The organism is Streptomyces sp. NPDC054872 (genome assembly GCF_053610705.1).
The window spans coordinates 125,514-143,848 of sequence record NZ_JBSGYY010000021.1; the positions used below are offsets into that span (position 1 = coordinate 125,514).

Genomic DNA, 18,335 nt, shown 5'->3' on the forward strand with positions numbered 1-18,335 from the left:
ATCGCGCAGTTCCCCGCGCCCCTTGGGAGCCCTCAGCCTCGGCGCGGCAATCGGCCCGCAAAGCCCTGCCCCACGCTGAACCTGCCAGTGCGTCGTGGTTGCTCGCGCAGTTCCCCGCGCCCCTTCGGGGCTCGGGCCCCTACCGCAAGTGTGACGTGTCGTTGAGCAGTCGTACCGACGCGTTTCCGTCTCCGTAGTACGCCACCGCCGACACCGACGCCGCCGAGAGTTCCATGCGGAACAGGGACTCCGGTGGGGCGCCCAGTGCCAGGCGGACCAGGGTCTTGATCGGGGTGACGTGCGTGACCAGGAGGACCGTGCGGCCCGCGTACTCGGCGGTGAGGCGGTCCCGCGCCGCCGACACCCTGTGGGCCACCTCGGCGAAGGACTCCCCGCCGGGGGGCGCCGCGTCGGGCGAGGCCAGCCACGCGTTCAACTCCTCGGGCTGACGCGCCCGCACCTCGCCGAAGGTGAGGCCCTCCCAGGCCCCGAAGTCCGTCTCGCGCAGCCCGTCGTCGACGCGTACATCGAGGCCGAGGCGGGCGGCGACTGCCTGCGCGGTCTCCTGGCAGCGCTTCAGCGGCGAGGAGACGATCGCCTGGATCGTGCCCCGCGCGGCGAACGCGGCAGCCGCGCGCTCGGCCTGCTCCCGGCCCACGTCGGAGAGCGCGGGATCGGAACCGCCGCTGCCGGAGAACCGCTTCTGGGGCGTCAGCGCGGTCTCCCCGTGCCGCAGCAGCACAAAGGTCGCGGGGGCTCCCAGGTCGGCGGGCACGGCCCAGCCCACAGGCGGGGCGGCCGCCTGCGCCGCCGCCACATTGCCCGCGGCGCGCACATCGTCCCCGGCCCCGGTCCCGGGAATGGCTTCGGGGACAGCCTCCGGCGTCCGCCGCTCGGCCAGCGCGGCCCGTGCCTTCGCCGCGCCCGCAGCCGCGTCCCCCGGCGGACCCGGGGGCTCAGAAGCCTGCCGCGCCGCCCGCGCGGACTGCGCGTCCAACTCCGCCGTCGAGTCCGCCGCCGACCACTGTTCCCCCCGCTTGCCCGCGTCCATGGCCTCGTTGGCGAGCCGGTCCGCGTGCTTGTTCTCCGCGCGCGGGATCCACTCGTACGTCACCTGGGCGGGCGGGAAGACCCGCGCGGCCTCGGCGGCGAGCGGCTTCATGTCCGGGTGCTTGATCTTCCAGCGGCCCGACATCTGCTCGACGACGAGCTTGGAGTCCATGCGGACATGGACCGAGGCATTCGGGTCGAGCTCGTGCGCCGCCTTCAGGCCGGCCACGAGCCCCTTGTACTCGGCGACGTTGTTCGTCGCGACGCCGATGTACTCCGCTGCCTCCCGCAACGTCTCGCCCGTGGCCGCGTCGATGACGACCGACCCGTAGCCCGCGGGCCCCGGGTTGCCCCGCGACCCGCCGTCGGCCTCGACGATGAACTCCCGCACCGCCACGGCCTCTTACAGACCCGACTCGGACGTGCGGACCAGGATGCGGCTGCAGTTCTCGCACCGCACGACCGTGTCGGGGGACGCCGCCTTCACCTCGTTGACCCCGGTGATGTCCAGCTCGATGCGGCAGCCCTCGCAGCGTCGCTGGTAGAGCTTGGCCGCACCGATGCCGCCCTCCTTGGCGCGCAGCTTGTCGTAGAGCTTGAGCAGGTCGGCCGGGACCGAACCCGCCACGACCTCGCGCTCCTTGGTGACCGTGGCGGCCTCGCCGTCGATCTCCTCGAAGGCCGCGTCACGGCGGGCCGTCGCGTCGTCGATCTTCGACTGGACCGAGGAGACACGTTCCGCCAGCTCGGCGACCCGCTCCTGCGCGGACTCGCGGCGCTCCATGACCTCGAGGACGACGTCCTCCAGGTCACCCTGGCGCTTGGCGAGGGACGCGATCTCGCGCTGGAGGTTCTCCAGGTCCTTGGGGGACGTCACGGCGCCCGAGTCCAGGCGCTGCTGGTCGCGGTTGGCGCGCTGACGCACCTGGTCGACGTCCTGCTCCGCCTTGGTCTGCTCGCGGGCGCAGTCGCTCTCCTCGGTCGTCGAGGCGACGTGCAGATCGCGCAGCTGCGCGATGTCCTTGTTCAGCGACTCGATCTCGGCGTGCTCGGGCAGGGACTTCTTCCGGTGCGCCAGCTGCTGGAGGCGTACGTCGAGTGCCTGGACGTCGAGGAGTCGGATCTGGTCGGCGGGCGCGGCGTTCAGTTGGGGGCTCCTGTGGTGTGGGTATTCGAGGCCGCGTGGGCGGTCCAGGGGTCGGTGACCGTCTTGGAGACGTGGACGCGAAGTCCCCATCCGTGACGGTCGGAGATCTGATCGAGCTGCGTCGCCGCCAGTTCGCACCACGGCCACTCGGTGGCCCAGTGCGCGGCGTCGAGCAGCGCGAGCGGAGTCTGTGCGCGGGCCTCCGACACCGGGTGGTGGCGCAGGTCCGCGGTGAGGAAGGCGTCCACGCCTGACGCGCGTACGTCGTCGAAGAGGCTGTCGCCGGAGCCGCCGCTGACCGCGAGGGTCCGGACGAGCTGCTCCGGGTCGCCCGCGACGCGGATGCCCTGCGCGGTGGCGGGCAGCCGGGCGGCCGCGCGGTCGGCGAGCTCACGGAGTGTCAGCGGGTGTTCGAGCTCGCAGATCCTGCCGAGGCCTCGGCGGCCGTGCGCGTCGGACGGGTCCGGCACGAGGGGCCGGACGATCCGGAGGTCGAGCGCGCCGGCGAGGGCGTCGGAGACGCCGGGGTCGGCGCGGTCCGCGTTCGTGTGCGCGACGTGCAGCGCCACGTCGTTCTTGATGAGGTCATGGACGACCCGGCCCTTGAAGGTGGCGGCCGAGACCGTCGTCGTGCCGCGCAGGTAGAGCGGGTGGTGCGTGACCAGGAGCTGGGCGCCCAGCTTCACCGCTTCGTCGACGATCTCCTGGACGGGGTCGACGGCGAACAGGACCCGGGAGACCTCCGCGTCCGGGTCGCCGCAGACCGTGCCGACCGCATCCCAGCTCTCGGCCAGTTCGGCGGGCCACAGGACGTCGAGGGCGGCGATGACTTCAGACAGACGGGGCACGAAGAAAGGCTACCTTCCCGCTGCGCTCGGCATGTCGTGCGTTACGCACCGCTACGGGCTGCTACTGAGCGCCCCGCGCCCGGCCCTTTACGGGGCCAGGTCCCATTACGGGCCCAGGTCCGATTACGGGGCCAGGTCGGACCTGAGGTCGTCAAGGACCGAATTCGCCGCGGTCACGCCAAGGCCCAGGTACCACGTCTCGTCCGGGACGTCCTTGGCCTGCCCCTTCTTCACCGCGTCCAGCTTCTTCCAGAGCGGGTTCTTCTCGGCGGCGGAGCGGCCGGTCTTCTCCGCGTCGCCATAGACCCCCGTGAAGATCCAGTCCGCGTCGGCCTCGTCGATCTTCTCGGTGCTGATCTCCGTGGCGAGGTCGTCGACCTGCTGATTCTTCGGGCGGGGCAGGCCGGTGTCGTCGAGGATCGTGCCGATGAAGGACGCCTTCGCGTAGAGGCGGACGCGGTCCGGCATGTAGCGGAGCATCGTGATCGTCGGCTTGTCGTCGCCGAGGTCCCGGCCCAGGGACCTCGCCTTCTTCTCGTACGCGGCCAGCTCCGCCTTCGCCTTGGCGGTCTTGTCGAGCGCGGCCGCGTTCAGGAGGTAGTTCTCCTTCCACGTGAAGCCGGGGCGGATGGAGAAGACGGTCGGGGCGATCTTGGCGAGCTGCGGGTAGAGCTTGGCGGCGCGCAGTTCGCTGCCGAGGATCAGGTCCGGCTTGAGGTTCGCGATGGCCTCCAGGTTGAGGGCGTTGATCGTGCCCACGTCCTTGGGGTCGCCCGCGTCCTTCTTCAGGTAGCCGGGGATGCCGTCGTCGCCCTCGGTGGGGGCGTAGCCGACGGGCTTGACGCCGAGCGAGACGACGTTGTCGAGCTCGCCGACGTCCAGGACCACGACCCGCTCGGGCCGCGTCTTCAGCTCGGTCTTGCCGCGTGCGTGCGTGATGGTGCGCGGGAACTCGCCCGGCTTCGCCGTGGTGCCCATCTTCGCGGTCTGCTCGGCGGCCTTGGAGAAGTCCTCGCCGCCCTGGGCGACGGCCTTGCTGCCGGTGCCGTCGCCGGACGTGCCGGAGTCGTCGCCGGAGCCGCAGGCCACGAGGGAGAGCGCGCCGGCGACGGCGAGCGCGATGGCGGTGGTGGCCCGGTGGCGGCGGGGTCGTGCGGGCCCTGCGGGCCGCGGGAACGGGGAAAGCGGTGCCATCGGTGCTCCAGGCTCCAGGGGGTGTGCTGCTGCCGCTTCCGCAGGCCCGCAATCACTTAGGTCGGCCTTACCTTAAGTGCGCCCTCCTCACCCAGCACAACCACCCCCGCCCCCTCAGGCGAATCGGTTCATCGCCACCCTTCTGTGTGAAGCGGGCGTCCACAGGTGCCACGGCAACGCGTGCGAAAACTAGCTTCATGGCCCGGAGGTCCCCCATGACAGCGCCCACGCTTGAGCCCGAACCCATGACCGCCCCGACGTCTCGCCCGGCGTCCGCGGCACCCCCGGTGATCACCGCCGACGGCGCCTACGCCGCCCGTCTCGCCCTGGACGGCGGTTCCTGGTTCCCCGAGCGCTGGACCCTCGACTCCCCCGAGCCGTACGCGGTGCCGCTGCCCGGCAACCAGCCCGAGGAGCCCGGCACCGAGGTGCTTCCGATGGCCGACGGCCGGGTCCTGATCCACCGCGTGGTCGACGGTCGGCACGCCTTCGCGCTCCTGTACCCGACCGGGCCGGAGACCGGCGAGATCCCGCTCGGCGCGGTGGAGTGCGGCGAGTCCCGGCTGACGCTGCTTCCGCCCTCACCGGCGGCCGGTCACGCGTACGCGCTCGCGGTGGGCGGGGGCTCGACCGCCCTGTGGCTGGTGGCGGGCGGCGCCTTCGGACCCGAGCACGTCGCGGAGATCCCCGGGCACTGTTCGGGCGGGGTCTGGCTGGACGGGGCAGGCCGGATGCTGGCCCTGGACCGGGAGCTGGGCGGCCGGGTCAAGGCGGTGGCGGTGGACCTGGAGCGGGGCGGCGAGGTGTCGCCCCTCCTCCAGATCGCCGACGAGAGCGACGACCGGCTGCTGCTCGCGGACCCGGACAGCGGGCTGCTCCTGATCCGCTCGGACGCGCCGGGTCACGACAGGCTCGGCTGGGGGGTGCTCGGCGGCACGCGCCCGGTGCGTTTCCCGGAGTGCCTGCGCCTGCCCGACCTCGCGGTGACGCCGTTCGCCATACAGCCCGGCCAGACACTGATGCCGGAGAACTGCGCGGTGGCGCTGCGGATCGACGGCGCGGCGGGGAGCTGGCTCGGCCTGTGGCGGCCCGCCGAGCGCCGTCTGCATCAACTGGCGGCTCCCGAGGGGTGGTTGGCCGGTTCGGGGTGGTGGACGCGGGAGGGTGCGCTGCGGCTGCCGTATGCGACGGAGGCGGTGCCGTGCGGGGTCGCGGAGCTGGAACCTCCCGCTCCGGCGGCGGCGCCCGCGCCGGTCGCCGCGCGGCCCGTTCCGTTGCAACAGGCGCCCCTCAACGGGCGCGCGGGCGTTGGTTAGACTCGCCCGGCTGCACCGAACGATCTTCTTTACAGAGTTACAGCTTTTACGGGGTGAATGTATTGACCAGAACCGAGATCCGTACGGAATCCGAGCGGAATCCCGAGCCGCGGGAGGCGGCGGGCAGTTCCGGCGCCGGCAGGCATCGGGGGCCTGTGGCCGAGCGTGACGAGGCGGGGGTGCCGCGGGGGCGGCATCGTCGGCCGGGCGACGAGTAGAGCCCCTGGCTTCGCGCGTCGTCGATCACCGGCTCCGCCGAGTTCGTCCTCAAACGCCGGGCGGGCTGGAACTCCAGCCCGTCCGGCGTTTGCGTCAGGGTCAGGGTCAGGGTCAGCCCCGTTTCAGCCCGAGCACCTCCGACGCCGCGAACGTCTCCCCGGAGGGCCGCCCCGCGTAATAAGGCGACAGGACCCCGTCCAGCTCCTCGTACGTGAAAGCCTCCTTCGCCGTGTCGAACTTCGCCGCCACCTTGGGGCGCTCGACCACGGCCACCATCCCGCCGTGCACGACGAGCAGCTGGCCGTTGACCCCGGCCGCCGCGGGGGACGCCAAGTAGCCGACCAGGGGCGCCACATGCTCGGGGGCGAGCGCGTCCAGCTCGCCCGCGCCCGGCTCCTGGAACCCCGCGAAGACGTCCTCCGTCATCCGGGTCCGCGCCCGGGGGCAGATGACGTTCGCCGTCACGCCGTACTTGCCGAGTGCCAGCGCGCTCGACGTGGTCAGGCCCACGATGCCGCCCTTGGCCGCCGCGTAGTTCGGCTGGCCCGCCGAGCCCGCGAGGAACGCCTCGGACGAGGTGTTGACGATCCGGCCGTAGACCGGCTCGCCCGCCGCCTTGGACCGCTCGCGCCAGTGCACGGACGCGAAGTGCGACGTGTTGAAGTGGCCCTTGAGGTGGACGTGGATGACCGAGTCCCACTCGCTCTCGCTCATCGAGAAGATCATCCGGTCCCGCAGGATCCCCGCGTTGTTCACCAGGATGTCGAGCTTGCCGTACGTGTCGATCGCCAACTGGACGAGCTGGCGCGCCTGTTCGTGGTCCGCGACATCGCCGAGGTGCGCGACCGCCTGCCCGCCCGCCGCCCGGATCTCGGCGGCGACCTCCTCGGCGGGCGTCGCGGACGCCTCGCCCGAGCCGTCACGGCCCGGCTGCCCGAAGTCGTTGACGACGACGCTCGCGCCGAGCCGGGCGAGTTCGAGGGCCTCCGCACGACCGAGCCCCCGGCCCGCGCCCGTCACGATCGCGGCCAAACCGTCCAGTGGCCGTGGCAATGGCTGTGCCATCAGGGATCGAAGTCCTCTCAGATCTCGATGCACGTACGCAGCGCGACGCCCGTACGCATCTGGTCAAGCGCTTCGTTGATCTCGGAGAGCGGCACCCGGTGGGTGATCAGGCTCTCCAGGTCGATCCGGCCCGCGCGCCACAGCGCGATGGCCCGCTCGTAGGACTGCAGGACGTCGCCGCCGCCGTACATGGACGGCAGGATCCTCTTCTCGTCGAAGAACAGCTCGAACATGTTGAGCTGGAGGTTGTCGTCCATCGCGCCCGCGCCGACGACGACCAGCGTGCCGCCGCGTCGCGTCGTCTCGTACGCGGTCCGGGCGGTGGCGGACTTGCCGACGACCTCGAAGACGTAGTCGAAGCCCTCGCCCGCGGTGATCCGCTGCTTGGCGTCGGCGAGTTCGTCCGGGGAGACCGCCTCGGTGGCGCCGAACCGCAACGCGGCCTCGCGCCGTGATGCCACCGGGTCGACGGCGACGATCTGCGCCGCGCCCTTGAGCCGCGCGCCCTGGATCGCGGAGATGCCGACGCCGCCGCAGCCGATGACGGCGACCGACGAACCGGCCTCCACCTTCGCGGTGTTGATGGCCGCGCCGAGCCCCGTCGTCACCCCGCAGCCGATCAGGGCCGCGATGTCGAAGGGCACGTCGTCCGGGATCGGCACGGCGCAGCCCGCGTCGACCACGACCTCCTCGGTGAAGGTGCCCGTCCCCGCGAAGCCGAAGACGTCCCCGCCGGGGCGCCTGAAGTTGGGCGTGCCCGCGTTCATGAATCCGGCGAGGCACAGCTGGCTCTGGCCGCGCTTGCACGCCGGACACTGGCCGCAGGCGGGCAGCCAGCACACCAGGACCCTGTCTCCCTGGCTGACGCCGGTCACGCCGTCGCCGACGTCGACGATCTCGCCCGCGCCCTCGTGGCCGGGGATGAAGGGCGCCGGCTGCGGCAGCACCCCGTTCATCGCGGAGACGTCGGAGTGGCACAGGCCGGTGGCCCGCACCCGGATCTTCACCTTGCCGGGGCCGAAACCCACCGCCTCGACGTCGTCGAGGACCTCCAGCTTGTCCTGGCCTATCTCGTGCAGTACGGCTGCGCGCATGGTGCGGCTCCTCTCGTACGAAATTCAGGCGGTGCGGCGCTTCGGGCGGGCACGGCGCTTCAGGCGTGCTCGACGATCGTGTCGGCGAGGACCGGCGCGTCGTCCCGTTCGGCCGCCGTCACCGCGACCTGGACGCGGCCGTCGGCCCCCTGGGGGTGCCACATCCGGATGCGCAGGGTCTCCCCGGGGAAGACGATCCCGGTGAAGCGTGTGCTGTAGCTCCGCACTCGCGACACATCGCCGCCGAGCACGGTGTCGACGACGGCCTTGAGCGTCATCCCGTAGGTGCACAGGCCGTGCAGGATCGGCCGGTCGAAGCCGGCGAGCTTGGCGAACTCGGGGTCGGCGTGCAGCGGGTTCCAGTCCCCGGAGAGGCGGTAGAGCAGCGCCTGCTCCTCGCGGACGGGACGCTCGACGATCCTGTCGGGCTCGCCCTCGGGGGCCGGGAGGCGGGTCGAGGGTCCGCGTTCGCCGCCGAAACCGCCTTCACCGCGTACGAAGATCTGGGCGTCGCTCGTCCACAGCGGGCCGTCCGCGTCGGCCACTTCGGTGCGCAGGACGAGGATCGCCGCCTTTCCCTTGTCGTAGACGGCGGCCACCTTGGAGGTGGTGACGGCCTCGCCCTTCACCGGGATCGGGCGGTGCAGCGTGATGCTCTGGCCGCCGTGCAGGACCGCGGCCAGGTTCACCTCGATGCCGGGGGACGAGAGGCCGCCGACGACGCCCATGCCGGCGCCCGCGACGGTCGCGAAGCTGGGCAGGACGTGCAGCCCGGACTCCAGCGTGTAGCGCAGCTCGTCGGGGTCGGTGGCGGGGATACCCGCGCCGAGGCCCAGGTGGTAGAGCTGGATGTCCTTGTGATCCCAGGCGATCTCGGCCGACCTGGGCTCCGCGGCCAGTGCTTTCGCGGCATCGATGGGCATGTGGTGGCAGCTCCTTGGCCGGTCTGAAGACCTCGGTGCGGCCGTCCGCACCGTCGGTCGCACCGAGGTCGCAACAGGGCCGGAAGGAGCCCGTTCTAGAACGCGTTCCAGTCCGGCGATCCCATGTATAGCCGAGGGCCCGGTAGTTGTGAAGACTCCTGACGTCACGTCAGATAGGCGCGCGGCGGCCCGCCTCGCCCGGCCCGTGACATTTGTACCGGCCGAGTCCGTACAAGAGCATCTGCCGGTTTCCCACCGCGGCTCCGTAGGGTCGGCAGCCTGGGACGAGGCGCCACGGCGCGAGAGGAGAAGCGATGCCGGTGAAGGGCTTCTGGCAGCGGCACACACGTCTCGCGCGCTGGAAACACAGCAGCGGGGCGCAGCTGGCCGAGGTGCGGGCGCGGGAGAAGTCCGGCCGGAGCAGACCCGAGGACCTGGGTCCGCCCAACGGCTTCGCGATGCTGCCCTGGCTCCTGATGGGGATGGGTTCCTTCTCCAACATCCTCCAGGGCGAGACGGGCAACCCCTGGCTCGGCGGTCTCGGCCTGCTGGTCTTCAACTCCCTCTACATCAGTGTGGTGTTCCGTGCCTTCGACAAGAGGGCGCGGGAGGCGCGCGTCACCAGGCAGCTCCTCCTTGCGCTGACCGCGGTCACCCTCGCCCTCGCCATCGGCTACGGCGACAGCTGGCTGATGTTCTTCCCCCTGCTCGGCCTGGCCACGGGTTCGGTGCTCCGGGGCCGGCTGCTCGTTCCCGCGGGGTTCGCCCTGAGCATCACGGCGGCGGTGGTCGGCGGTCTCAAGGACGGCTGGGACGCGGCGGGCATCGCGTACGGCACGTTCATCTCCGTCATGGTGACGGCCGCGATCCTCGCCCTCTCCGAGACGGTGAAGGAACTGCGTTCCACCCGCGAGGAACTGGCCCGCGCCGCGGTCGAGAAGGAGCGGCTGCGTTTCTCGCGGGACCTGCACGACCTGCTCGGCCACACGCTCTCGGTGATCGTCGTGAAGGCGGAGGCGACGCGGCGTCTGGCGCCCCGCGACCTGGACGCCGCGCTCGGCCAGGTGTCCGACATCGAGTCCGTCGGCCGCCAGGCCCTGACCGAGATCCGCGAGGCGGTCACCGGCTACCGCGAGGGCAGCCTCGCCACGGAGCTCGACCGGGCCCGCGACCTCCTGGACGCGGCGGGCATCGAGGCCGTCGTACGCCAGTCGGGCCCGCCGCTCGCCCCGCAGACAGCGGCGCTGCTCGGCTGGGTCGTCCGGGAGTCCGCCACGAATGTCGTACGCCACGCAAGGGCGACCCGCTGCGAGATCGAGGTGACGGGCACCGCCGAACGGACTCGGCTGCTGATCACCGACGACGGTCGCGGCGTAGGCTCGGGGACGCCCGGCAGCGGGCTGAAGGGCCTGGCCGAACGCCTCGCGGCGGCGGGTGGCTCCCTGGAGTCGGGCCCCGCGTCGCACGGCGGGTTCCGGGTCACGGCGGAGCTGCCGGTCACCGAGCCGAGTCCCGGTCCCCGTTCCGGTCCCTGTTCCGGTTCCGGTTCACTCCTGGAGGAGCGCACCCCATGATCAGAGTCCTGCTCGCCGAGGATCAGGGCATGATGCGGGGCGCCCTCGCGCTGCTGCTCGGCATGGAGGCGGACATCGAGGTCGTCGCACAGGTCGGTGCGGGCGACGAGATCGTGGACGCGGCACTGAACGCCCGCCCCGACGTGGCGCTCCTCGACATCGAGCTGCCGGGCCGCAGCGGGCTCGACGCGGCGGCGGACCTGCGGGAGGAGTGCCCGGAGTGCCGGGTCCTCATCCTCACGACCTTCGGCAGGCCCGGCTATCTGCGCCGGGCCATGGAGGCGGGCGCGGTGGGCTTCCTGGTCAAGGACGGCCCGGTGGAGGACCTCGCGGAGGCGATCCGGCAGGTGCTGCGGGGCGAGACGGTGATCGACCCCGCGCTGGCCGCGGCGGCCCTGAGCGCGGGGCCGAGTCCGCTGACCGGCCGGGAGGCGGACGTCCTGAAGGCCTCGGTGGACGGCGCGACGGTCTCCGACATGGCGGAGAAACTGCACCTGTCGGAGTCGACCGTGCGGAACTATCTCTCGGCGGCGATCGGAAAAACGGGGACGCGGAACCGGATGGAGGCGGTACGGGAGGCGAGGCAGCGGGGCTGGCTTTGACCTGGCCCCTGGGCCTTCACCCGGGCTCTTGGCCCTTGACCCGGGCTCTTGGGCCTTGACCCGGGCTCTTTGCCCTTGGCTTCGCGGCCCCGGACCGGCACGTGGCTTGTGGCCCCGCGGCCTCAGGCACCGTCAATCACCGGCTCCGCCGAGTTCGTCCTCAAACGCCGGACAGGCTGATCCGCTCAGCCCCTGCTCGGCACCCTCGACCCCGCAGCCCCACGACCCAATCACCCCCTCCGCCGCATTCGTCCTCAAGCGCCGGACGGGCTGATTTCGATCAGCCCTTGCTCGGCTCCCTCGGCATCCACACCAGCAGCACCACGACCCCCGCCAGCAGGATGAACCCACTGGTCCTGAACGCCGCCGCGTACCCCTCGGTCAGTGCCTCGGGGCTCGTGGAGCCGCCCATCCGTGAGGCCGCGACGGTGGAGAGCACCGCGAGGCCCAGCGCCCCGCCCATCGTGCGCGAGGTGTTGATGAGACCGGAGACGAGGCCCGCGTCGCCCGGTTCCGCCCCGGACGTGCCCAGCGAGGCCAGCGGGGTCGCGGCCAGGCCGGCCCCGAACATCATCACGATGCCGGGCAGCATGATCGAGGTGAGGTACGCGCCGTCGGACGTCATCGTCGACTGCCAGCCGAACCCGGCCGCCGCCACGACGATGCCGAGCAGCGACACGTTCTTCGCCCCGAGCACCGGCATCAGGCGGGGCGCCAGCTTCGAGCCGAAGACAATCGTCAGCGAGGACGGGATCAGGGCGAGGCCCGCCTTCAGCGCCGAGTAACCGAGGACGTTCTGCGCGTACAGCGTCATGAACATCCACATGGCGAACATTCCGGCGCCGCACACGAACATCGCCGCGTTCGCCGCCGACACCGACCGCACCCGGAACAGCTTCAGCGGCATCAGCGGCACCGCCGCCCGCGCCTCCACCACCAGGAACGCCGCGAGCAGCGCGAGGCCCACCGCCAGGGGCACCAGGGTCTCGGCCGCCGTCCAGCCCTGCTCCTCGGTCTGCACGATGCCGTACGCGAGGGTGGCGAGTCCGCCGGTCACCAGGATCGCGCCGGGCAGGTCGAGCCTGCGGCTGCCGCCCGCGCGGCTCTCGGTCAGCCACAGCACGCCCGCCGCGAGGACGAGCGCGCCGATCGGCACGTTGATCAGGAGCACCCAGCGCCAGGAGAGCAGGTCGGTGAGGACTCCGCCGACCAGGCCGCCCGCCGCGCCGCCGCCCGCGCCCACCGCCGACCAGGTGCCGATGGCCCGTATGCGTGCGGGCCCCTCGGGCACGGCGGAGGTCAGGATCGTCAGGGTCGAGGGAGCAAGGACCGCCGCGCCGAGTCCCTGCACGGCCCGCGCGAGGAGCAGCTGCCACTCGGCCTGCGCGAGGCCGCCCGCGAGCGAGGCCACCGTGAAGAGCCCGAGCCCGACCAGGAACATCCGCTTGCGGCCGAAGAGGTCGCCGGCCCGCCCGCCGAGCAGCATGAAGCCCGCGAACGCGATCGAGTACGCGTTGACCACCCACTGCAGGCCCACCGCGCTCATGCCGAGGTCGGCCCGCATCGAGGGCAGCGCGGTGTTCACCACGGACACGTCGAGGACGACGAGGAACTGTCCCGCGCAGGCGGCGAGCACCACCGCCCACACGGGCGCGGACTTCCGCGAGGTGGCGGCCATGTAAGTGTCGGGGGGCGTTTGGACCATGACAGCCATGCTCTCAGGAGTGCATGGCCCTTGCATCGGGGTTTCGCCGCACAGATCCTCGGCCGTGAGTCCTAGGACCTCGGGCCGTCTCCCGCTCCTCCTTCCTCACCCCTTGCGCAGCAGCGTCACCACCGCGGCCCCACCGAGACCGATGTTGTGCGCGAGCCCCACCCGTGCCCCCGCCACCTGCCGGGCGTCCGCCTCGCCCCTCAACTGCCAGGTCAGCTCGGCCACTTGGGCGATGCCCGTCGCACCGAGCGGGTGCCCCTTGGAGATCAGACCGCCCGAGGGGTTCACCACCCAGCGCCCGCCGTACGTCGTGGCACCGCTCTCGACGAGCTTCCCCGACTCCCCCGCCCCGCACATGCCGAGCGCCTCGTAGGTGAGGAGTTCGTTGACGGAGAAGCAGTCGTGCAGCTCGACGACGTCGATGTCCTCGATGCCGAGCCCGGACCTCTCGTACACCTGCCGCGCTGCCGCCCGCGACATCGGCTGCCCCACGACGTCGATGCACGAGCCCGAGCCGAAGGACTCCCCCGTGTCCGTGGTCATGGCCTGCGCGGCGATCTCCACGGCGCGCTCCTGAAGGCCGTGCCGCTCCACGAAGCGCTCCGAGACGACCACCGCGGCGGCCGACCCGTCGGAGGTCGGCGAGCACTGCAGCTTGGTGAGCGGGCGGTGGATGGTCTTGGCGGCGAGGATCTCGTCGACGGTGTACTCGTCCTGGAACTGGGCGTACGGATTGTTCACCGAGTGCCGGTGGTTCTTCGCGCCGACCGCGGCGAGCTGCGCCTCGGTCGTGCCGTACCTCTCCATGTGCTCGCGTGCCGCGTTGCCGAAGATCTGGGCGGTGGGCGGGGTCATCTCGAAGCCGTGCCGCGCCGCCATCACGCCGTAGTGCCGGGCGACCGGTGACGTCTTGAAGTCGCCGCCGTCCGAGCCGCCGCCGAGCGCGCCGCGCGCCATCTTCTCGAAGCCGAGCGCGAGCACGCAGTCGTTGATGCCGCCCTCGACGAACTGCCGCGCCATCATCAGCGCGGTCGCCGCCGTCGCGCAGTTGTTGTTCACGTTGTAGACGGGGACACCGGTGAGGCCCAGCTCGTACGCGGCACGCTGTCCTGCCGTCGAGGCCTGGAAGCAGTAGCCGACCGGCACCTGCTCCACGTCCTCGTAACTGATTCCGGCGTCGTCGAGCGCTTTCGTTCCCGCCTCCTTCGCCATGTCCCAGTACTGCCAGTCCCGTGTCTCGGGCTTCTCGAACTTCGTCATTCCGACGCCGACGATGTACGCCTTCACAACCCGTCTCCTTCGATGGATCAGATGATGGGGCGCGGCTCGGGGTCCCTCGGCAGGCCGAGGAGCCGTTCCGCGACGACGTTCAGCTGCACCTGCGTGGTCCCGCCCGCGATGGTCAGGCAGCGCGACATCAGGAAGCCGTGCAGCGCCCGCTCCCCGGCGCCCTCGCGCACCGCGCCCGCGGGGCCGAGCAGTTCGAGGGCCAGCTCGGCGACCTTCTGCTGATGCGGGGTCTGCACGAGCTTGCGGACGGAGGCCCCGGCCCCCGGTTCCGCCCCCGCCACCTGCCGCATCGTCGTCCGCAGGCCGATGCAGGCGAGCGCGTGCGCCTCGGCGGCGAGCGCGCCGATCCGCGCGCGGCAGGCGCCGTCGAGTTCGGCGGCGCGCCCGATGAGCGCCTCGAGGCCGGTGTCGAAGGTCAACTGGTTGGCCATGTGGACGCGTTCGTTGCCGAGCGTGTGCCGCGCGACCCGCCAGCCGTCGTTCACCTCACCGACGACCGCGTCGGCGGGCAGCAGGACGTCGTCGAAGTAGACCTCGTTGAAGAGGGAGTCCCCGGTGATCTCCTTCAGCGGTCGGATGTCGATGCCGGACGCCCGCTTCATGTCGACGAGGAAGTACGTGAGCCCCTTGTGCTTGGGGGCTCGCGGGTCCGTGCGGGCAAGGAGGATCCCGTGGTCCGCCCACTGCGCCGCACTCGTCCACACCTTCTGGCCGCTGATCAGCCAGCCGCCCTCGACCCGCTCGGCCCGCGTCCGCAGCGCGGCCAGGTCCGAGCCCGCCCCGGGCTCGCTGAACAGCTGGCACCACAGCACCTCGCCCCTGAGCGTCGGCGCCAGGAACCGCTCCTGCTGCTCCCGCGTCCCGTACGCGATGAGCGAGGGCACCACCCAGGTGGCGATCCCGAGATCGCTGACGCGCACCCCGGCCGCCGCCAGCTCCTGCTGGACGGCGAGCTGCTGGACGGGCCCCGCACCGAGGCCGTACGGCTCGGGCAGGTGCGGCGCGGCATGACCGGTGGGCGCGAGGACCTTGCGCGCTGCGGCCGGGTCGAGGCCGCGGGCCGGGGCGATGGCCGCACGCGCCTGCTCCCGGTAGGCCGCCGCCTCCTGGGGCAGCTCCATCCGCAGCTCCCGGCGCGCCCCGCCCTCCGCGAGCCGCACCGCCCGCAGCCGGTGGGCGTCACCGGTGCCGAGCAGCTGCCGGGCTACGACTGACCTGCGCAGATACAGGTGCGCGTCGTGCTCCCAGGTGAAGCCGATGCCACCGAGGATCTGGATGGCGTCCTTGGCGCAGGAGTACGCGGCGTCGAGCGCGGCCCCCGCGGCGAGCGCGGAGACCAGGCTGCGCACGTCCGGCGACGGCGCGTCCAGCGAGGGATCGTTCAGCGAGGGGCCGTCCGGCGAGGAGTGGGGCGACGGGTCGTCCGGCGAGGGGCCGTCCGCCGCCCGTGCCGCGTCCCAGGTGAGCGCCCGCGCCTGCTCGAGGCGCACCAGCATGTCCGCGCAGAGGTGCTTGACCGCCTGGAACTGCCCGATCGGCCGCCCGAACTGCTCACGCACCTTCGCGTACTCGGTGGCGGTCTCCAGCGCCCAGGCCGCCACCCCGCACGCGTCCGCCGCGTACAGGGCACAGGCCAGGTCGCGTACGAGTGCCGCGTCGACGGCGAGCACCCGCCCGGCCGGGACCTCGACGCCGTCCGCCGTCACCTCGGCGGTGGGCCGCGTGGGGTCGGCGCTCTCCTGCGTACGTATGGTCAGCTCGGCCGCGTCGACGGCCAGCCACTCGGTTCCGCGTGCGGACTCGGCGGCCAGGATCAGCAGGTCGGCATCGGCCCCGCAGAGCACGGGCGGCGCGACGCCGTCGAGGAGGTAGCCGTCCGCCACGGACACCGCGGTCAGCGTGCCCGCGCCGAGTGCGACGGCGCCGATCCGCGCCCCGGACGCCAGGTCGGCGGCCAGGCCGGCGGCGCCCGCCCGGTGCAGCACGACCGAGGCGAGGGAGCTGGCCAGGTACGGCCCCGGGAGCGCGGCCCGCCCGGCCTCCTCCAGGACGACCGCGAGGTCCACGAGGTCGCCGCCCCCGCCCCCGCGCTCCTCGGGCAGATGCACCGCGAGCAGCCCCTGCTCGGCGAGCCCGTCCCAGTGGGCGGGCCTGCCACCGGTGCCCACCGGGGCGTCGAGCAGTTTGCGTATCTCCTCGGGCGGCACCGCGCGGGCGATCCAGCCCCGCACCGCTGCCGCCAACTCCCGCTGTTCCTGCGTGATTCCGATGCCCATGCGCGTCCTCGCCGGTAGCAGCTTCCGGGACGGCGTCACACTAGAACACGTTCCAATCTTCCGGAAGACTGACGCAGGGTCAGATGCGGCGACCACCGACGCCACCCTTGACCGGTCGGTTAACAACAGGTCAAGAATTCCCCTCGTACGACATCCGTCGGAATAGTCGCCCGGGGAAACAGGTTCGTACTGCACGTACCCCTGCCAGCCCTGCACCCTTTGCACCGCCCCCGGAGGCCCCACGTAATGACGCAGTCGACGACCCACCAACGCGGCGCCCGCGGAGTCGTCCCCGTACTCGCCTTCGCCGGCATCGTCGTCGCGGTGATGCAGACGCTCCTGGTGCCGGTCATCAAGGACCTGCCGACGCTGCTCGACACCACACCGTCGAACGCCACCTGGGTCATGACGGCGACCCTGCTCGCCGGCGCGGTCTCGACCCCGATCATGGGGCGCCTCGGCGACCTCTACGGCAAGCGCCGCATGCTGCTCGCGAGCCTCGCCGTGATGGTCGTGGGCTCCCTGATCTGCGGCTTCACCGACAACCTCGTCGTGATGATCGTCGGCCGCGCCCTCCAGGGCTTCGCGATGGGCGCCATCCCGCTCGGCATCGGCCTGATGCGCGACATGCTGCCCCGCGAGAAGCTCGGCTCCGCGATGGCCCTGATGAGCTCCTCGATCGGCGTCGGCGGCGGCCTCGCGCTGCCGCTCGCGGCACTGACCGCGCAGCACGCCGACTGGCACACCCTGTTCTTCGGCGCGGCGGGCCTGGGCGTCCTGTCGATGCTTCTGACGGTCCTCTTCGTACCCGAGAGCACGGTCAAGGCGCAGGGCACGTTCGACGTGCTCGGCGCGGTGGGCCTCTCCGCGGGCCTGGTCCTCTTCCTCCTGCCGATCACCAAGGGCAGCGACTGGGGCTGGACGTCGGGCATGACGCTTGGCCTGTTCGGCGCCGCGGCGGTCGTGCTCGTCCTCTGGGGCGTGATGGAGCTGCGCCTCAAGGCGCCCCTGGTGGACCTGCGCACCACGGCCCGCCCGGCGGTCCTGTTCACCAACCTGGCCTCGATCATGGTCGGCGTGGCGTTCTACGCGATCTCGCTGGTCCTGCCCCAGCTGCTCCAGCTCCCGACCGCCACCGGCTACGGCCTCGGCCAGTCCATGGTCGTCGCGGGCCTGTGCGTGGCGCCGCTGGGCCTCACCATGATGTTCACGGCCCCGGTCTACGCCCGCCTCTCGGCGAAGTACGGCCCGAAGGTCACCCTGATCCTCGGCATGCTGATCATCGCGATCGGCTACGGGGCGGGCCTCGGCCTGATGAGCGCCGCCTGGCAGACGATCATCATCGCGGTGGTCGTGGGCGCGGGCATCGGCCTCGCCTACTCCTCCCTCCCGGCACTGATCATCGGCGCCGTACCCGCTTCGGAGACGGGCGCGGCGAACGGCCTCAACACGCTGATGCGCTCCATCGGTACGTCGGTCTCGTCCGCCGTGATCGGCATGGTCCTCGCCAACACGGCGAACCACGTGGGCGGCGTCGCGATCCCCACGATGACGGGCTTCCGCACGTCCTTCCTGATCGCCACGGGCGCGGTGACCCTCGGCCTCGTCTTCGCCCTGTTCCTGCCCTCCGCCCGCCGCTCGGTCAAGACCCAGCTCCGGGCCAGCAGCGAGGAGGACGCGAACCTGCGCGCGGCCACGGAGGCACTGGCCGGTTTCCACGGCCGGGTCCTCGCCCCTTCCGGGGCGCCGGTCGCGCGGGCCAAGGTGACGCTGATCGACCGCCGGGGACGGCAGGCGGGCTCGGCCCTCACGGACGAGGGCGGCCGCTACGCCCTCACCGTCCCGGGCGACGGCTCGTACGTCCTGGCGGCAACGGCATCCGGGCATGCGCCGCTGGCTTCGGCGGCGGCGTACCGCGGGGACGACAGGGCCGTGGAGATGGACCTTGCGCTGCCGGGCGGGAGTGAGGTGCGGGCGTAGGGCGGCGAGTCGGTTTCAGGCGCCGGCCGCGCCGGACTTCCAG

General features: G+C 72.1%; 14 protein-coding genes. 4 read left to right on the top strand and 10 right to left on the bottom strand.

The genetic code is table 11. The annotated features are described in order from the left end of the window. Positions 1 to 139 precede the first annotated feature (139 nt). The 4 genes from ACWGIH_RS25200 to ACWGIH_RS25215 form a co-directional block, all read right to left on the bottom strand. Positions 140 to 1,441: a bifunctional RNase H/acid phosphatase gene (locus ACWGIH_RS25200; protein ID WP_453449438.1), complete on the bottom strand. Its 1,302-nt coding sequence runs from the start codon at positions 1,439 to 1,441 to the stop codon at positions 140 to 142. A gap of 12 nt (positions 1,442 to 1,453) precedes the next feature. Next, the gene (locus ACWGIH_RS25205; RefSeq protein WP_453449462.1) at positions 1,454 to 2,197 is read right to left on the bottom strand and encodes a zinc ribbon domain-containing protein; all 744 of its coding nucleotides are present in this window, start codon (positions 2,195 to 2,197) and stop codon (positions 1,454 to 1,456) included. Continuing rightward, positions 2,194 to 3,045: a Nif3-like dinuclear metal center hexameric protein gene (locus ACWGIH_RS25210; protein ID WP_453449439.1), complete on the bottom strand. Its 852-nt coding sequence runs from the start codon at positions 3,043 to 3,045 to the stop codon at positions 2,194 to 2,196. The genes ACWGIH_RS25205 and ACWGIH_RS25210 overlap by 4 nt, the downstream gene beginning before the upstream one ends. A 123-nt stretch (positions 3,046 to 3,168) precedes the next feature. Beyond that, positions 3,169 to 4,239 (bottom strand): ABC transporter substrate-binding protein, encoded by a 1,071-nt coding sequence (locus ACWGIH_RS25215; protein ID WP_453449440.1) that lies wholly within the window; start codon positions 4,237 to 4,239, stop codon positions 3,169 to 3,171. Between the two features lie 215 nt (positions 4,240 to 4,454). Here ACWGIH_RS25215 and ACWGIH_RS25220 point away from each other — a divergent pair, with 215 nt between their 5' ends. Continuing rightward, positions 4,455 to 5,555, top strand: a complete 1,101-nt coding sequence (locus ACWGIH_RS25220; RefSeq protein ID WP_453449441.1) for a hypothetical protein — start codon at positions 4,455 to 4,457, stop codon at positions 5,553 to 5,555. Positions 5,556 to 5,885: 330 nt separating this feature from the next. Here the strand turns inward: ACWGIH_RS25220 and ACWGIH_RS25225 are convergent, their stop codons facing one another. The 3 genes from ACWGIH_RS25225 to ACWGIH_RS25235 are packed head-to-tail and all read right to left on the bottom strand — an operon-like array spanning position 5,886 to position 8,856. After that, the gene (locus tag ACWGIH_RS25225) at positions 5,886 to 6,839 is read right to left on the bottom strand and encodes a 3-oxoacyl-ACP reductase (RefSeq protein ID WP_453449442.1); all 954 of its coding nucleotides are present in this window, start codon (positions 6,837 to 6,839) and stop codon (positions 5,886 to 5,888) included. 17 nt (positions 6,840 to 6,856) lie between these two features. After that, on the bottom strand, positions 6,857 to 7,933 hold the full coding sequence (locus tag ACWGIH_RS25230; RefSeq protein ID WP_453449444.1) for a Zn-dependent alcohol dehydrogenase: 1,077 nt from the start codon (positions 7,931 to 7,933) through the stop codon (positions 6,857 to 6,859). Positions 7,934 to 7,992: 59 nt separating this feature from the next. Next, positions 7,993 to 8,856, bottom strand: a complete 864-nt coding sequence (locus ACWGIH_RS25235) for a MaoC/PaaZ C-terminal domain-containing protein (RefSeq protein ID WP_453449445.1) — start codon at positions 8,854 to 8,856, stop codon at positions 7,993 to 7,995. A 314-nt stretch (positions 8,857 to 9,170) separates the two neighbouring features. On the opposite strand from ACWGIH_RS25235, the gene ACWGIH_RS25240 reads away from it, so the two are divergent. Continuing rightward, positions 9,171 to 10,430 (top strand): sensor histidine kinase, encoded by a 1,260-nt coding sequence (locus tag ACWGIH_RS25240; RefSeq protein WP_453449446.1) that lies wholly within the window; start codon positions 9,171 to 9,173, stop codon positions 10,428 to 10,430. Further along, the gene (locus ACWGIH_RS25245) at positions 10,427 to 11,032 is read left to right on the top strand and encodes a response regulator (RefSeq protein ID WP_453449448.1); all 606 of its coding nucleotides are present in this window, start codon (positions 10,427 to 10,429) and stop codon (positions 11,030 to 11,032) included. The genes ACWGIH_RS25240 and ACWGIH_RS25245 overlap by 4 nt, the downstream gene beginning before the upstream one ends. A gap of 280 nt (positions 11,033 to 11,312) precedes the next feature. On the opposite strand, the gene ACWGIH_RS25250 is transcribed toward ACWGIH_RS25245, so the two are convergent. From ACWGIH_RS25250 to ACWGIH_RS25260, 3 genes are all read right to left on the bottom strand, one after another. Continuing rightward, positions 11,313 to 12,737: an MFS transporter gene (locus ACWGIH_RS25250; protein ID WP_453449449.1), complete on the bottom strand. Its 1,425-nt coding sequence runs from the start codon at positions 12,735 to 12,737 to the stop codon at positions 11,313 to 11,315. A 105-nt stretch (positions 12,738 to 12,842) separates the two neighbouring features. Further along, positions 12,843 to 14,033: a lipid-transfer protein gene (locus ACWGIH_RS25255; protein WP_453449450.1), complete on the bottom strand. Its 1,191-nt coding sequence runs from the start codon at positions 14,031 to 14,033 to the stop codon at positions 12,843 to 12,845. Between the two features lie 20 nt (positions 14,034 to 14,053). After that, positions 14,054 to 16,312 carry an acyl-CoA dehydrogenase gene (locus ACWGIH_RS25260; protein ID WP_453449451.1) on the bottom strand — a complete coding sequence of 753 codons (2,259 nt, stop codon included), beginning with the start codon at positions 16,310 to 16,312 and terminating at the stop codon, positions 14,054 to 14,056. A gap of 246 nt (positions 16,313 to 16,558) precedes the next feature. On the opposite strand from ACWGIH_RS25260, the gene ACWGIH_RS25265 reads away from it, so the two are divergent. Further along, a complete protein-coding gene (locus ACWGIH_RS25265) occupies positions 16,559 to 18,292 on the top strand; it encodes an MFS transporter (protein ID WP_453451247.1) in 1,734 nt (577 codons plus the stop codon). The last annotated feature ends 43 nt before the right edge of the window (positions 18,293 to 18,335 follow it).

Bases quoted from the DNA above. Each gene is read 5' to 3' on its own strand.
- ACWGIH_RS25215 (WP_453449440.1), bottom strand. From the start codon at position 4,239: ATGGCACCGCTTTCCCCGTTCCCGCGGCCCGCAGGGCCCGCACGACCC.
- ACWGIH_RS25220 (WP_453449441.1), top strand. From the start codon at position 4,455: ATGACAGCGCCCACGCTTGAGCCCGAACCCATGACCGCCCCGACGTCT.
- ACWGIH_RS25225 (WP_453449442.1), bottom strand. From the start codon at position 6,839: ATGGCACAGCCATTGCCACGGCCACTGGACGGTTTGGCCGCGATCGTG.
- ACWGIH_RS25230 (WP_453449444.1), bottom strand. From the start codon at position 7,933: ATGCGCGCAGCCGTACTGCACGAGATAGGCCAGGACAAGCTGGAGGTC.
- ACWGIH_RS25235 (WP_453449445.1), bottom strand. From the start codon at position 8,856: ATGCCCATCGATGCCGCGAAAGCACTGGCCGCGGAGCCCAGGTCGGCC.
- ACWGIH_RS25240 (WP_453449446.1), top strand. From the start codon at position 9,171: ATGCCGGTGAAGGGCTTCTGGCAGCGGCACACACGTCTCGCGCGCTGG.
- ACWGIH_RS25245 (WP_453449448.1), top strand. From the start codon at position 10,427: ATGATCAGAGTCCTGCTCGCCGAGGATCAGGGCATGATGCGGGGCGCC.
- ACWGIH_RS25250 (WP_453449449.1), bottom strand. From the start codon at position 12,737: ATGGTCCAAACGCCCCCCGACACTTACATGGCCGCCACCTCGCGGAAG.
- ACWGIH_RS25260 (WP_453449451.1), bottom strand. From the start codon at position 16,312: ATGGGCATCGGAATCACGCAGGAACAGCGGGAGTTGGCGGCAGCGGTG.
- ACWGIH_RS25265 (WP_453451247.1), top strand. From the start codon at position 16,559: ATGACGCAGTCGACGACCCACCAACGCGGCGCCCGCGGAGTCGTCCCC.